Below are 14,839 nucleotides of genomic sequence, written 5' to 3' on the forward strand. Positions count from 1 at the left end.
CAGCCTCAGGCTTAGCCCTGTGCGGCCTTGGCCACTTCGGCGGCAAAGTCCTCTTGGACCTTTTCGATGCCTTCGCCGACCTGCATACGGACAAAGCCGAGAACCTCTGCGCCCGCGTCCTTGGCGGCCTGCTCGACGGTCTTGTCGGTGTCCAGCGCGAACTGCTGGCCCATCAGGGTCACTTCGGCCATGAATTTCTTCATGCGGCCAACGATCATCTTTTCGATCACGGCGTCGGGCTTGCCCGATTCCTTGGCGATGTCGATCTGGATCTGCTTTTCCTTCTCGACCACAGCCGGGTCGAGCGAGGATTCGTTCAGGGCCGCCGGGTTCATGGCTGCGATGTGCATGCCGACCTGCTTGCCGAACTCTTCGGTGCCGCCCTTGAGCGCAACCAGAACACCGATCTGGCCCATGCCGTCGGTGGCCGCGTTGTGGACATAGGCCGCCACAACGTCACCCTCGACCAACGCCATGCGGCGCAGGGACATGTTCTCGCCGATGGTGGCGATCTTGTCGGTGATCACGTCGGCCACGGGCTTGCCACCCATGTCGGCGGTCTTGAGCGCCTCGACGTCCGCAACACCCAGCGCGGCCTTGGCGATTCCGCCAACCATCTTCTGGAAGTCGGCGTTCTTGGCGACAAAGTCGGTTTCCGAGTTGACCTCGACAGCCACACCCTTGCCACCGGCAACCTCGACGGCCACAAGGCCCTCGGCTGCGGTACGACCGGATTTCTTGGCCGCCTTGGCCAGACCCTTGGTGCGCAGCCAGTCAATGGCCGCTTCCATGTCGCCGTCAGTTTCTACCAGCGCCTTCTTGGCATCCATCATGCCTGCGCCAGTCATTTCGCGCAGTTCTTTAACCTGTGCAGCAGTGATCGCCATGGTTGGCTCTCCTCATCGTCTCATTGCAGGAGGTCGGGTGGCCGCCGCCGGTCTGAAACCCGCGGCTTTGGCCACCCCTCATGTCATGGGCGTGTATCGCTTTTGCGACACGGCCCGGGAAAGGCTATCAGCCTTCCGCCTTCTCGCCAGCCTCAACCAGCGTCTCTTCGACAGGTGCGTCTTCGAGCGCGCCAAGGTCGATGCCTGCGGCTTCCATCTGGCCGGTCATGCCGTCCAGCGCAGCGCGGCTGACAAGGTCGCAGTACAGCGCAATGGCGCGGGCCGCGTCGTCGTTGCCGGGGATGATGTAGTCGATGCCAGCGGGCGAGCAGTTGGTGTCGACGATGGCGACAACCGGGATGCCCAGTTTGTTCGCCTCGGCCACGGCCAATGCTTCTTTCTTGACGTCGATGACAAACAGCATGTCCGGCACGCCGCCCATTTCACGGATACCGCCCAGCGACGCCTGCAGCTTTGCCTGATCGCGTTCCATGCCAAGACGCTCTTTCTTGGTCAGGCCCTCGGCGCCGGTTTCCATCTTTTCGTCGATTTCCCGCAGGCGGTTGATCGATTTGGAAACGGTCTGCCAGTTGGTGAGCGTACCGCCCAGCCAACGGTGGTTCATGTAATACTGGGCGCATTTTTCAGCGGCTTCGGCGATCGGAACAGCGGCCTGACGCTTGGTGCCGACAAACAGCACGCGGCCGTTTTTGGCAACGCAGTCACGGATCGCGTTCAGCGCCGCGTCCAGCATCGGAACGGTCTGCGTCAGGTCCATGATGTGGATGCCGTTGCGCGCGCCGTAGATGAACTCACCCATGCGGGGGTTCCAGCGCTGCGTCTGGTGGCCAAAGTGAACGCCAGCTTCGAGCAGCTGACGCATGTTGAACTCGGGAAGAGCCATGCTTCTATCCTTTCCGGTTTATGCCTTGGCGGGGGATCAAGGCGGATGCCTCAACCGGTGGACGTTTGGGGATGTCTCCCCCAAAGCGCCCGCCCCCGCCTGCGGAGTACGTGGAGCGGCCTTTACAGCAGGTCCGGGCAGGGCGCAAGCCCCCTGCCCCGGCTAGTGTCGATCGACGGTCGGATTACAGGAAAACCCGTTCGACGAACCAGTAGGCCCCGACGCAGGCAATGGCCAGAGAGGCCGGAACAGCGACGAAATGACGATAGGCGCGCACGTCGTTGACAAAGGTCGCGGACAGCAGGCACAGCACGCTGAGACCGGCCAGCGGCCACAGGAACACTGGTGCGCCCGCGCCCATGGTTTCGGTGAATCCCGGTCCGTTCAGCACAAAGCCAAAGCCGACAAAGGCCAGCGCAAGGATGCCATAGACCACTTGGCCGGTGCGCAGGTCGGTGCGCCCCTCATCGACACGCTGCGCGAGGAACACCAGCAGAAAGGCGATGGCGATCACCGTCAACTGGCCCAGTTCGACACCGACGTTAAAGCCGATGAGCGCCGGGATGAACTGATCCGCAGGCAGGCCGAACTCCCCCAGAACCGAGGCAAAGCCCAGTCCGTGCAGCAGGCCAAAGACAAAGATCACCAAGGGCCGCCAGCGGTGCAGCTTGTCCGAGACGATGTTTTCGACCGCGACATAGACGATGGAGGCGGCGATGATCGGCTCTACGATGCTGCCGGGGATGGTGACATATCCCAGCGCGCCAAGCGCAAGCGTGACGGTATGGGCCAGCGTAAAGGCCGAGATCTGCCAGAGCAGCGGGCCAAGCCGGGTGGACAGAAAGAACAGCCCCAGCACAAACAGGATATGGTCCAGACCCATCGGCAGGATGTGTTCGAACCCGACGGGGATGTAGTAACCAAAGGTGCCGATACCGGACATCGCGTCGCCGCCGCCAATGGCGATGGGATCGGAGGTGCCGCCGGTCAGATAGCCGGTAAAGCCGTCTTCGACATCGATCTGGCGCAGGATCAGGGTGCCATAGTCCGACGGCCATGTGACGGTCAGGACCTGTGCATCGCCGGGCAGGTCGCCGGTCAGGAACAGCCGGGATTCGCGCGGCAGGTCGATCTGCGGCACGTCGTCGACCTGAATCTCTGTCACCGTCAGGGACAGGTCGGTTCCGTCCGCCGCAACGCCAATCTGGTTCAGCACGCCGTCCATGGCGGTCTCGATCTCGGCCTTCAGCGCCGCCGGGTCCAGTTCGCGCATCCGGTCGACCGCGTCGGCGCGGTCGGTGTCGTTGGTATCCTCGACGCCCTCCAGATCGACGCCCGCAAGCACCGGCTCCATGCTCAGACGCAGGACCAGCGAGACCGCGCCCTCCTTGGTGGACAGATCGCCGATGGCGGGGCGGACCTCATGCGCGGAGGCGGTAGAGATCGAAACAAGCAGTGCGAAAACAGCGAAAAGAAAGCGTACCATGAGAGCCTCGAAAAAGCGGATTTCCCTGCAAGATGACGCAGTGGCCGCTGAGTTCAAGCAAATGCTGACCGTGGACGGGCAAAAATGCAAAAGGCCGGACCGCGCGCGGTCCGGCCCCTAGTCGTTTCCGGGATCAGCCCTCAGCCAAGTGCATACCCCGCGCCACGCACCGTGCGCAGCGGGTCGGTGCCGCCTTGCTGGCACAGCGCCTTGCGCAGCCGCCCGATGTGGACGTCCACGGTGCGCGTATCGACATAGATGTCGCGGCCCCAGACGCGGTCCAGCAGCTGCTCACGCGACCAGACCCGGCCCGGTTTTTCCATAAAGGTGGTCAGCAGGCGAAATTCGGTCGGGCCCAGCTTTAGCGGCTTGTCGTTGCGGGTGACCCGGTGGGTTTCGGAATCGAGCATGATGTCCTCATACTCCAGCCGCAAACCCGCCGCCGCAGGCCGCGCGCGGCGCAGTTGCGCGCGGACGCGGGCCATCAGTTCGATCACCGAGTACGGCTTGACCACATAATCATCCGCCCCGGTTTCCAGCCCGCGCACCCGGTCCACCTCTTCCGAGCGGGCCGAGAGCATGATGATCGGCACGTTGCGCGTATCTGGCCGGGTCTTGATCTGGCGACAGACCTCGATCCCGGACACATTGGGCAGCATCCAATCCAGCACGATGATGTCCGGGTTTTCCTCTTCGATCAGGACAAGCGCCTCTTCCCCGTTTTCGGCACGCGCGACGCGAAAACCCTCTGCTTCGAGGTTGTAGGTCAGCACCTCTCGCTGGGCGGCCTCATCCTCGACCACCAGAACCGTTGGCTGATCTGCGGGCATATGTTCAGTCCTCACTGTCCCCGCCGTCGTCCAGCGCGTCCATGGATAGGCTGACGTCGGTCGAGGTGCGGTCATCTTTGATGCGGATATCCTCGGGCTTGCGCCCGGAGGTCAGGAACACGACCTGTTCGGCAATCGACGTCACATGGTCGCCCATCCGCTCGATGTTCTTGGCGATGAAATGCAGGTGCATGCAGGCGGTGATGTTGCGCGGGTCCTCCAGCATGAAGGTCAGGAACTCGCGGAACAGCGTGTTGTACATCTGGTCGACGTCGCGGTCGCGTTCGATCACGTCCAGCGCCTTGGCCTCGTCACGCTGAATGTAGGAATCCAATGCGTCCTTGAGCATCAGTTCGACCTCGCGCGCCATCCGGCGCAGCGATTGCGAGGTGCCGCCGATCTGTTGCATCTGCACCAGAACGGTCGTGCGCTTGGCCATGTTCTTGGACAGATCGCCGATCCGTTCAAGGTTGGCCGACATGCGCATCACCGACAGGACAATCCGCAGGTCCGAGGCGGTGGGCGCGCGCAGGGCGATCACGCGGGCGGCCTCTTCGTTGAGGCTTTCCTCCAGCGCGTCGATGGCGGCGTCGCCCCGGCGCACCTCATTGGCCAGATCCTCGTCGCGTGTTTCCAGCGATTTGGCGGCGCTCATGATGGCGGCCTCGGCAAGGCCACCCATCTTCATGATCTTGGCCTGAATGCCTTCGAGATCACGGTCAAACGCGCTGGCGATATGTTGCTTGAGCTCTTTCATTATCCGATCCGCCCTGTGATGTAGCTTTCGGTGCGGCTGTCCACCGGGTTGGTAAAGATCTTGCTGGTGTCGCCGTATTCCACCAGATGTCCAAGGTGAAAGAACGCGGTCTTCTGGCTGACTCGTGCGGCCTGTTGCATCGAGTGGGTGACGATGACCACCGAATACTCCTGCCGCAATTCGTCGATCAGTTCCTCGACCTGACTGGTGGCGATGGGGTCCAGCGCCGAGCACGGCTCGTCCATCAGCAGAACCTCGGGTTCGGTGGCAATGGCGCGCGCGATGCACAGACGCTGTTGCTGACCGCCGGACAGGCCGGTGCCCGGCGCGTCCAGCCGGTCCTTGACCTCATCCCAGATGGCACCGCGGCGCAGAGACCGTTCCACGATCTCGTCCAGATCGGCCTTGTTTCTGGCCAGACCGTGGATGCGCGGGCCATAGGCGATGTTGTCGTAGATCGACTTGGGGAACGGGTTCGGCTTTTGAAACACCATCCCGACCTTGGCGCGCAACTGCACCGGATCGACACGCTTGTCGTAGATGTCCTCACCGTCGATCGAGATGTCGCCCTCGACGCGGCAGATGTCGATGGTGTCGTTCATCCGGTTCAGGCAGCGCAGGAAGGTGGATTTGCCACAGCCCGAGGGACCGATAAAGGCGGTCACGGTCTTGTCCTCAATCTCGCAGTTCACGTCTTTGATGGCTTGGCTGGTGCCATAGTAGACCTGCACATTGCGGGCGCTGATCTTGATGTCCTGCTGATCCACGCGGCTCTCCGTATTCGAAACGTCGTACATTGTGTGTTCTCCTAGTCCTGCCACCCGGCGCTTACCAGCGGCGCTCAAAGCGGCGGCGCAGAATGATGGCGATAATGTTCATGGTCAGCAGAAAGATCAGCAGGATGATGATACCGCCCCAGGCCTTTTCATAAAAGCTGGCGTCGGCGCGCGCGGCCCATGTGTAGATCTGGGCAGGCATCGCCGAGTTGGGATCGATGAACCCGCTGATGAACCCGTCGGGATAGCCACGGGCGACAAAGCCCACCATGCCGATCAGCAGCAGCGGCGCGGTTTCCCCCAGCGCCTGCGCCAGACCGATGATGGTGCCGGTCAGGATACCCGGCATCGCCAAGGGCAGCACGTGGTGAAAGACCGACTGCATCTTGGAGGCACCCACCCCCAGCGCCGCGTCGCGGATCGACGGCGGAACCGCCTTGAGCGAGGCGCGGGTCGAGATGATGATGGTTGGCAGGGTCATCAGCGTCAGCACCAGACCACCCACCAGCGGCGCGGACTGCGGCAGGTGCGCGAACTGGATGAACACCGCCAGACCAAGGATACCAAAGACAATCGACGGCACGGCGGCGAGGTTCGAGATATTGACCTCGACCAGATCGGTCCAGCGGTTCTGCGGGGCGAACTCCTCTAGGTAGATAGAGGCGGCGACACCGATGGGCAGCGACAGAAACAGCACCACCAGCATCATGAAGAACGATCCCACGACCGAGGCGCCGATACCGGCCCCGCCGGGGTTGTCCACGCCCGAGTCCGCCCCGGTGATGAAGTTCCAGTCAAAGGTGGTGGTGACGATCCCGGCCTCGGCCAGCGCGTCGACCAGATCAAGGTCGGCCTTCATCAGAAAGCGGCTGTCCTTCATACCCTCGCGGGTCACGCGGCCCTTGAAATAGCCATCCACGCGCGACGATGCGCTGAGGCTGAAGTCGACCGGCTCTCCCAGCTTGTCGGGATTGGCGCGGTAGTATTCGCGCAGCGTGCTGCCGATCTTGCCCATGATGCGCTCGATCGCGGCCTCGTCGAAAGAGACCTTGATGCCCTGCCCTTCAAGGTTGGCCTGCAAGGCAGTGATGAAGTAGTTCGAATAGGCCTTGGTCTTGAACAGCTGTTTTTCGGCGGCGTCGTATTCCTCCTGTTGCAGGGTGAACTCGACACTGACCACCGTGGTGGTGAAGGCCGGGATACCCGACCGCAGGATCGAGACGGCCAGCACCAGCAGGAAGAAAAGGCCGATGGCGATGGCCCCGATGCCGTAGGCCTGAAACCGCTTTTCCGCCGCGTTGCGCTTTTTCGTGCGCGCGTCCTCGGCGACCAGCGAGATCTTCTTCCGGCGCGGGGTCGGTGTGTCCATGCTTGCGTCGGTCATTAGTCGTACTGCTCCCGATATTTGCGCACGATGAAGAGGGCGAAGACGTTCAGCCCCAGCGTCAGGATAAAGAGGGTCATACCAAGGGCGAAGGCCACCAGCGCCTCTGGCGAGGCAAAGTCACTGTCGCCGGTCAACTGGCTGACGATCTTGGCGGTCACGGTGGTCATCGCCTCGAAGGGGTTGAGCGACAGCCGCGCGGCGGCCCCTGCCCCCAGCACCACGATCATGGTTTCACCGATGGCCCGGCTGGCGGCCAGCAGGATCGCCCCCACGATGCCCGGCAAGGCGGCGGGCAGGATCACCTGCTTGATGGTTTCCGATTTCGTCGCGCCCAGCCCGTAAGAGCCGTCGCGCATCGCCTGTGGCACCGCGTTGATGATGTCGTCGGACAGCGAACTGACAAAGGGGATCAGCATGATGCCCATCGCCAGACCGGCGGTGATCACCGCGCGCTGCCCGCCCATCCATCCGGCGGCGTCCGGGCCAAAGACCGTCAGCAGCATCGGGCCGATGGTCAGCAGGGCAAAGAGACCGTAGACGATGGTCGGGATACCGGCCAGCACCTCCAGCATCGGCTTGGCAATGCTGCGCACCGCCGGAGAGGCATATTCCGACAGGTAGACGGCGGCGAACAGGCCCACGGGCACCGCCACCAGCAGCGCCACGATCGAGATATAGAACGTCCCCCAGAGCAGCGGCAGCACCCCCAGGCTGGACGATCCACCCCGGCCCGAAAAGCTGGGCGCCCATTCCAGCAGGGTAAAGAAGTCGCCGGCGGGATAGAGCTTGAAGAACACCCATGTGTTGCCGATCAGCGAGAACACGATGCCGATGGTGGTCAGCACCGCGATAGAGGCGGCGGCCATCAACAGCGCCATGACGCCCTGTTCCACCACGTTGCGGGCCCGGAAGTCGGCATTGGTTTCGCGCAGCCCCCATAGACCGCCCGCGACGGTGACCAGCAGGACAAGCGCGGTCATGATCCAGTTGCCGGTGGCATTCAGCGCGCGATACCGCTGCGCGGCGTGCAGAACCGGCTGCGTGATCTGGTTGGTCACAACCTGCCCCGCCTCTTTCAGACGGGCGGTGATGTCGGTGAGATCCGCGTTGCCGCGATCGGCCATGTCTTTGGACATGGCACCCAGAGCAACCGCATTGTCCAGCCCGTCGGCGGTGCGGCGCACCTCGGCCAGCACCAGCCCGCGGCTGGAGCCTTCGGAAATCTGGCTGTCCGGGATCATGCCGGACACGATATTGTTGACGACAAAGGGCTGAGCGATCAGCCAGACGATCATCAGCAGCATGGCCGGAACCAGCGATTTCAGCGCCACGTTCGAGCCATAGTAGGTCGGCAGCGAGTGCAGCTCTCGTCTGTCGCCCCCGGCGCTTTGCATCGCGCGAGACCGGCCGAGGATAAATCCTACGACCGCCAGCGCGAGCACGATCACGATGAGCCAGAAAACAGGCATATGCCCCCCGAAGTCTGTAGTTGTGAAAAGGTCCTAAAAGGAAAGGGAGGCGGCGAAAATATGCCGCCTCCGATCATCTCTGGCGTTATCGACCCTGTACGGGTCGATTACATGCCGCCGCCCATGACGACTTCGTCCGCGACGATCTGCTGGATCTTGCCCAGCTCGGGGTCGGACACGAGGCCATAGTTGGCAAGCGGGCCGGAGGGGCCTGCCAGTTCGTCGGAGATGAAGAACTGGGCATACTCTTTCAGGCCGGGGATCACGCCGATGTGCGCTTTCTTCACGTAGAAATACAGCGGACGCGACACCGGATAGTCGCCCGATGCGATGGTCTCGGTCGAGGGTGCGACACCGGCCATGGTGGCGACCTTCAGCTTGTCGGTGTTGTTCTCGTAGAACGCCAGACCGAACACGCCGATGCCGTTCACGTTGGCGTCGATGGAGGCCAGCGTTTCGGTGTAGTCGCCGTCGATGTCGACCGAACGGCCGTCGGTGCGGACCTCAAGGCAGGCATCTTCGGCATCGTCTTCGGACATGCCAGCGTCGATCATGGCCGCCATTGCGCCGGTGGCTTCACAGCCGACCGCGATGACTTTTTCCTCAAAGACTTCGCGGGTGCCGTGCTTGGTGCCGGGAATGAAAGCGAGGATTTCGGCGTCGGGCAGATCAGCGTTGAAGTCGGACCATTTGGTGTAGGGGTTGTCGACCAGCGCGCCGTCAACCATGACCTTGGGGGCCAGAGCGTTGAAGATGTCGGACTGGGTGAAGGCGGTGTAGGCGGGGCCGCCTTGCTGCGAGGCGAAGACGATGCCGTCATAGCCGATGCGCACTTCGATGATGTCGGTCACGCCGTTTTCGGCGCAGGCCTTGATCTCTTTTTCGCGGATCTTGCGCGACGCGTTGGCAACGTCGGTGTGCTCTTCGCCAACGCCCTGGCAGAAACGCTTGAGCCCGGCGGAGGAGCCACCCGATTCAACGACGGGTGTCGGGAAGTCGGTATTGTCACCAAAGGCTTCTGCCACGATCGAGGCATAGGGCAGAACGGTCGAAGATCCAGCAACCTGAATGTTGTCACGCGCGACAGCAGAGGTGGCGGACACAGCGGCAATCGCCAGAGTGGAGGCGGTCAGTTTAGCGAATTTCATGGAAAGCTCCGTGAACTTAGGAATCGATCATCCCCACGATGACCTTGTCCCGGACCGCTAAAGGCCCGACGCTATGCTTTTGTGACGTTCATGTAACGGTTTTATGACGTCACCGAAGTTGACGTTATGTCACCCAAGAATTTCATCCACAGCGGGTGTCGGGAGCCTCAATGCAACCTCATGTGACCCTGCACTACCATATCTGACAGGACACGGTCCCGGACCCACCGGCCAGAGACTGTTACATGGTTGGGATCGAGACGCCCGCAAGCGAGGTCATTTCACCGGCAATGTGATGGTGAATCGGGTTCCCTGCCCCAATGCGCTTTCGATCTTCAGCCGCCCGCGATGACGGTTGATGATGTGCTTGACGATGGCCAGCCCCAGTCCGGTGCCACCCATCTCGCGTGAGCGGTGGTTGTCGATGCGGTAGAACCGTTCCGTCAGGCGCGGCAGATGGATCGGGTCGATCCCCGGCCCCGTGTCCTGAATGACCAGCGTCACGGCCTGCTCGCGCAGGCCCGGAGCATAGTCCGGTGCCCCCAGCCGCACCGTTACGCTGGTGCCCGCACCGCAATATTTGATCGCGTTCTCGACCAGATTGGTCAGCACCTGATGCAATTGGTCCTGATCTCCGGGGATCACCACACGGGTGTCGGGCAGATCGTGCTGTAGCGTGACATCCGCCTCTTGCGCCAGCGGTGACAGCCCGCTGATGGTGGCAAGGATCAAATCGGCTAGGTTCAGACGTTCTGTCGGGCGGACACGTTCATCTGCCTCGACCCGGCTGAGGGACAGCAGGTCGCTGACCAGCCGGTTCATCCGGTGGGCCTCGGCCTCCATGATGTTCAGGAACCGCGCCTGCCCCACCGGATCGTTGCGCGCCGGGCCTTTCAGCGTCTCGATAAAGCCGATCAGCGCGGTCAGCGGCGTTTTCAGTTCGTGGCTGACGTTGGCCACAAAGTCGCGCCGCATCTGGATCAGTTGTTCGGCATGGGTCACATCCTCAAAGCTGACCAGCACCGCCGCCCCGATGGGCAGCTCCACCGGGCGCACCGCCACTCGAAAGGTGGTGTCCTGCCGCCCGTCGTTGCCCATGTAGTCGGCAGCGCGCGGTGCGCGGTCCCGCAAGCTGTTCTCGATCGCGTCCAGCAGCTGCGGCTGACGCAGGGCGGTGATGAAATGCCGCCCGACAATCCCCGATCCCAGCAAGGTCTGGGCCAGAGGATTGGCGGCCTCAATCCGTTCATCAGAACGGATCACCAGCGCGGGCAATGGCACCGCATCCACAAAGCCAGAGATAAACGCCGGCACTTCAGGGCTTCCCCGGACCGGCGGTGACGCACCGTGAACATGAGAAATTCTTTACAGACAAGGTCATACACACCGGTCCCGGCCTGTCCGCAGGACAGTGCTGTGTCACGTTCATCTCATCCCCCGAAGGATCCGTCGTTGCGACGGCTCCTTATCGCATCGACCTGCAACGGTCGATAGGCGTGATCCCGCCAGCCCCGCCCCTCCTGCGACATAATTTATCACGATGATTGTCTATCTTTGAATATGAATAGCAACTACGACCCAGCCGACACAGAATTCGGAGTACTCCTTGCGGATGACAACAGACTTCAAAGGGATCACTCCTATCCACAACGGACTTTCCAGTGAAGAGATTCTGGAAAGCTCGGTCCCTGAGGCCATGGCCCACTATCAGGCGGTGATTGACGAGATCAATGAGCACTTCTGGAACCGGGACTGGACCGCTCTGACGACCCGCATTTCCGTGCCGAACCGCATCACCGCGCTAGACGCTGCGCGGCTGATCGACACCCATGAGGAATGGCTGACAGTGGCCCGTGCGGCGCGGCATGGCTTTAACACCATGGGCATTTCCGAATACCATCGCGTCTGCCGTGGTGCCTATTTTGTGGACCTCGATGAACAGCAGATCGTCGGCTTTCACGAGACCTATATCCTGCGGGGATGCGTGCTTGCCGTGCCCCGTTTCAAAGGCTTTATGCGGATGGTCTTGCGGGATGGCAGGTGGCGGTCCGAGGGGTTGCACACCGAACAGCGCGAGGCCCTGCTGCCGACGATCCATGCGGATCAGATCGTTCAGGCGCGGGACTGACCAAGGGCTGTTGCGGCCCGTTTTTTAGACAGGCTGGTGCTAAACCGCCTTCAGTCCGGCGGCAAAGCGCGCGGCGTTCGCTTGATACCCCAGCGCCGATTTGCGCAGCCCCTCTATGGCGGCCTCGTCCAGTTGCCGCACCACCTTGCCGGGCATCCCCATCACAAGGCTGCCGTCGGGGATTTCCTTGCCCTCGGTGATCAGAGATCCGGCCCCGATCAGGCAGTTCTTGCCGATCTTCGCGCCGTTCAGGATCGTGGCCCCCATGCCGATCAGGCTGTTGTCGCCGATGGTGCAGCCGTGCAGCATGACCTTGTGCCCGATGGTGCAGCCCTGCCCGATCACCAGCGGATAGCCCATGTCGGTGTGGCAAACGACGTTCTCTTGCACGTTGGAGCCAACGCCGACGCGGATTTCCTCATTGTCGCCGCGCAGGGTGCAGCCGAACCAGACCGAGGCACGCGCCTCCAGCACAACCTTGCCGATCAGATTGGCGTCCGGTGCGGCCCATGCATCATCAGCCAGTTGCGGGGCGACCCCGTCCAAAGCGTACAACGTCATGACAGTTCCTCGAATTCGGTTTGCAGGCTGCGGACGTGGTCCACCAGCCCCGGTTGCTGTGAGCGGCGCAGCCGCGTCGCGATCACGATGGTCTTGAGCCGCTCCAGCGTCGCCTCCAGATCATCGTTGACCAGAACGTAATCGTAGCTGCCCCAATGGCTGATCTCATCCCAGCTTTTCTGCATCCGCTTGGCGATCACATCGGCGGCGTCCTGCCCCCGGCCCACCAGACGGCGGCGCAATTCGGCAATCGAGGGCGGCAGGATAAAGACCGACAGCGTGTGCGGCCCCAGACCGGAGTTCACGATCTGCTGCGCGCCTTGCCAGTCAATGTCGAACAGCACGTCCCGCCCTTGTCCGATGGCGGTTTCTACAGGCGCGCGGGGCGAGCCGTAGAAATGGCCAAAGACGTGCGCGTGCTCCAGCATCCCGCCCTCATTGACGGTGCGTTTGAAGGCGTCCTCGAACATGAAGTGATAGTCCTTGCCGTCCATCTCTCCCGGGCGTGGCTTGCGCGTGGTGGCCGAGACCGAAAAGCTGAGCGACGGGTCCCATTCCAGCAGGCGGCGCGACAGGGTGGATTTGCCCGCGCCAGAGGGCGAGGACAGGATGATCAGCAGGCCGCGCCGTGTCTGGGTCATGTTCATGTCCGGGTCACTCCACGTTCTGAACCTGTTCGCGCATCTGGTCGATGACCGTCTTCAGCGCCAGTCCCGCCTGCGTCAGCCGCGTGTCGCCGGACTTGGCGCATAGCGTGTTTGCCTCGCGGTTGAACTCTTGCATGAGAAAGTCGAACTTGCGGCCCACGGCGCCCTCAGCCGCCAGCAGATCGCGCGCGGCGGCGATATGGGCGCGCAGCCGGTCGATTTCCTCGGTGATGTCGGATTTGACGGCGATGACCGCCAGTTCCTGCGCGATGCGCGCCGCGTCGACACTATCGGCATTTTCAGTGACACGGCGCAGTTGTTCGCGCAGGCGGTCCGCCTGTTGCGGCTGGCGGTCGGTCACGGCCAAGGCCGCCTCATCGACCAGCGCCGCGATTTCGGCCAACTGCCCGGTCAGAATGGCACTGAGCGCCGCGCCTTCGGAGCGGCGCATGGCGATAAACTCTGCCAGCGCACCATCGAAATCCGCCAACAGCGCGGTGGCCAGCGCCGCCGGGTCCGCCTCTGGCACCTCTGCCGTCAGCACCCCGCGCAACCCGACGATGTCCGCCGCCGTCGAGGGGGCCAGCGACAGGCCCTCGGTCATGGCGTCCGCCTCGATTCGGTGCATGGCGGCCAAAACGGCCTTCAACTGCGCCTCATCCAGCCGCAGGCCGCCCTCGGCCTCTTCGGCGGCCAGTTTCAACGAAATTTGCAGATTGCCGCGTTTGAGGTCCGCCGCACAGCGCGCCCGCACCCCGGCCTCCAGCCCGTCGATCCCGTCGGGTATCCGCAGCCGCAGGTCCAGCCCCTTGCCGTTGACCCCGCGCAGTTCCCATGTCCAGCTGCGGCCCAGTCCCTGTCCGCTCTGGCTTGCAAAGCCCGTCATAGATTGCCGCATCAAGCACCCTCCGCAGTCTTGCGAACCGGGGTATCGGCAGACGCTGCCGGGTGCAAGTCAGGGTTAGTTTTTGGGCGATCCGTTAACCTTCGCCGAAGAATTGGGACGAATTTGAGAAGAACCTCTGCTAGTAACGTTTCAGTAACTTCAATTAAGCAGGCTGGATGGCCAACGGGCCTTGCCATGCCGCACCGGACGACAGGAGTCAGGCATGTTGGGCAAAGGCGGTAAGGGCAAGGGCATCGTTTCGATGACGGAGCGCGAGAAAATGCGCCGATTGGCGCCGCTGCGACAGGTTGAGGCCTATTGGCACGGGCTGTGCGCCAAGGATGCGGTGCCGATGCGCAGCCAGATCGACCCGCGCGGTATGGAAGACGCGCTGGAGAACGCCTTTTTGATGGAGCGCATTGCGGCCAGCATGGCCAAGATTCGCGTGGCTGGCACGCATCTGAATGACATCATGGGGATGCAGATCGCCGGGATGCCGCTGTCCTGCCTGATCGCCCCGACGGACCGGGAACGTTTTGGCGAAGCGGTGACCAGACTTTTTGCCGACCCGGCCATCGTGCGACTTGATCTGGCAGCCGAGGGTGGATTTGGGAAACCGGACCTTGAGGCGCATATGATCTTGTTGCCGCTGCGCTCTGATTTTGGCGACCAGACCCGCGCGCTTGGCGCATTGGTCAGCCAAGGCCGCATCGGCCGAACGCCGCGCCGGTTCACCCTGCGCCACGTCGAAGTGACCCCGGCGCTGTCGGGCAAGGAAATCTCCGCTGTGCCTGCCCCTGTGAAACAGCCCGAAACGCAGACCCTGCAGGAAGAACCCGCGCGTTTTGTGTCGCGCCCGCCCGCGACGCCGCCCCTGGCCGAACCGGCGAAAGGATCGCAGGGCCATCTGCGCCTCGTGGTTAGCAACGACTGATTTTGCGGCTCTGACAGGGACGCGAGAGAGGGAAAGTCC

At 62.6% G+C, this 14,839-nt stretch carries 15 protein-coding genes; 2 read left to right on the top strand and 13 right to left on the bottom strand.

Annotation, left to right across the window (positions count from 1 at the left end):
- Positions 1-11 precede the first annotated feature (11 nt).
- The 10 genes from tsf to VOI21_RS05635 all read right to left on the bottom strand — a co-directional run bounded on the left by tsf (position 12) and on the right by VOI21_RS05635 (position 10,958).
- Positions 12-887: a translation elongation factor Ts gene (tsf, locus tag VOI21_RS05590; RefSeq protein WP_323768572.1), complete on the bottom strand. Its 876-nt coding sequence runs from the start codon at positions 885-887 to the stop codon at positions 12-14.
- A gap of 127 nt (positions 888-1,014) precedes the next feature.
- Positions 1,015-1,791, bottom strand: a complete 777-nt coding sequence (rpsB, locus tag VOI21_RS05595) for a 30S ribosomal protein S2 (RefSeq protein ID WP_323768574.1) — start codon at positions 1,789-1,791, stop codon at positions 1,015-1,017.
- A gap of 184 nt (positions 1,792-1,975) precedes the next feature.
- The gene (locus tag VOI21_RS05600) at positions 1,976-3,277 is read right to left on the bottom strand and encodes a HupE/UreJ family protein (RefSeq protein ID WP_323768576.1); all 1,302 of its coding nucleotides are present in this window, start codon (positions 3,275-3,277) and stop codon (positions 1,976-1,978) included.
- A gap of 140 nt (positions 3,278-3,417) precedes the next feature.
- Positions 3,418-4,107, bottom strand: a complete 690-nt coding sequence (phoB, locus tag VOI21_RS05605; RefSeq protein ID WP_323768578.1) for a phosphate regulon transcriptional regulator PhoB — start codon at positions 4,105-4,107, stop codon at positions 3,418-3,420.
- 4 nt (positions 4,108-4,111) lie between these two features.
- Positions 4,112-4,864: a phosphate signaling complex protein PhoU gene (phoU, locus tag VOI21_RS05610; protein ID WP_323768580.1), complete on the bottom strand. Its 753-nt coding sequence runs from the start codon at positions 4,862-4,864 to the stop codon at positions 4,112-4,114.
- The gene (gene pstB / locus VOI21_RS05615; protein WP_323768582.1) at positions 4,864-5,661 is read right to left on the bottom strand and encodes a phosphate ABC transporter ATP-binding protein PstB; all 798 of its coding nucleotides are present in this window, start codon (positions 5,659-5,661) and stop codon (positions 4,864-4,866) included. Before pstB ends, phoU begins: the two co-directional genes overlap by 1 nt.
- Positions 5,662-5,692: 31 nt before the next feature.
- The gene (pstA, locus tag VOI21_RS05620; protein ID WP_323768584.1) at positions 5,693-7,024 is read right to left on the bottom strand and encodes a phosphate ABC transporter permease PstA; all 1,332 of its coding nucleotides are present in this window, start codon (positions 7,022-7,024) and stop codon (positions 5,693-5,695) included.
- Positions 7,024-8,496 carry a phosphate ABC transporter permease subunit PstC gene (gene pstC, locus VOI21_RS05625; protein ID WP_323768586.1) on the bottom strand — a complete coding sequence of 491 codons (1,473 nt, stop codon included), beginning with the start codon at positions 8,494-8,496 and terminating at the stop codon, positions 7,024-7,026. The genes pstA and pstC overlap by 1 nt, the downstream gene beginning before the upstream one ends.
- Positions 8,497-8,603: 107 nt before the next feature.
- The gene (locus VOI21_RS05630) at positions 8,604-9,644 is read right to left on the bottom strand and encodes a substrate-binding domain-containing protein (protein ID WP_323768588.1); all 1,041 of its coding nucleotides are present in this window, start codon (positions 9,642-9,644) and stop codon (positions 8,604-8,606) included.
- A gap of 276 nt (positions 9,645-9,920) precedes the next feature.
- On the bottom strand, positions 9,921-10,958 hold the full coding sequence (locus VOI21_RS05635) for a sensor histidine kinase (RefSeq protein ID WP_323768590.1): 1,038 nt from the start codon (positions 10,956-10,958) through the stop codon (positions 9,921-9,923).
- 298 nt (positions 10,959-11,256) lie between these two features.
- On the opposite strand from VOI21_RS05635, the gene VOI21_RS05640 reads away from it, so the two are divergent.
- Entirely contained in the window at positions 11,257-11,772 is a 516-nt protein-coding gene (locus tag VOI21_RS05640; protein ID WP_323768592.1) for a hypothetical protein, read from the top strand.
- A 39-nt stretch (positions 11,773-11,811) separates the two neighbouring features.
- Here VOI21_RS05640 and VOI21_RS05645 read toward each other — a convergent pair whose 3' ends face one another.
- The 3 genes from VOI21_RS05645 to VOI21_RS05655 are packed head-to-tail and all read right to left on the bottom strand — an operon-like array spanning position 11,812 to position 13,878.
- Positions 11,812-12,333 carry a gamma carbonic anhydrase family protein gene (locus VOI21_RS05645; protein ID WP_323768594.1) on the bottom strand — a complete coding sequence of 174 codons (522 nt, stop codon included), beginning with the start codon at positions 12,331-12,333 and terminating at the stop codon, positions 11,812-11,814.
- Positions 12,330-12,980, bottom strand: coding sequence for a guanylate kinase (gmk, locus tag VOI21_RS05650; RefSeq protein ID WP_416358957.1), 651 nt, complete (start codon positions 12,978-12,980; stop codon positions 12,330-12,332). The genes VOI21_RS05645 and gmk overlap by 4 nt, the downstream gene beginning before the upstream one ends.
- Before the next feature lie 7 nt (positions 12,981-12,987).
- The gene (locus tag VOI21_RS05655) at positions 12,988-13,878 is read right to left on the bottom strand and encodes a YicC/YloC family endoribonuclease (RefSeq protein WP_323768597.1); all 891 of its coding nucleotides are present in this window, start codon (positions 13,876-13,878) and stop codon (positions 12,988-12,990) included.
- A 211-nt stretch (positions 13,879-14,089) separates the two neighbouring features.
- Here VOI21_RS05655 and VOI21_RS05660 point away from each other — a divergent pair, with 211 nt between their 5' ends.
- Complete coding sequence (locus VOI21_RS05660) at positions 14,090-14,800, top strand: PAS domain-containing protein (RefSeq protein ID WP_323768599.1); 711 nt, start codon at positions 14,090-14,092, stop codon at positions 14,798-14,800.
- Positions 14,801-14,839 lie beyond the last annotated feature (39 nt).

It is taken from the genome of Antarctobacter sp. (assembly GCF_034670325.1).
Classification (GTDB): domain Bacteria; phylum Pseudomonadota; class Alphaproteobacteria; order Rhodobacterales; family Rhodobacteraceae; genus Antarctobacter.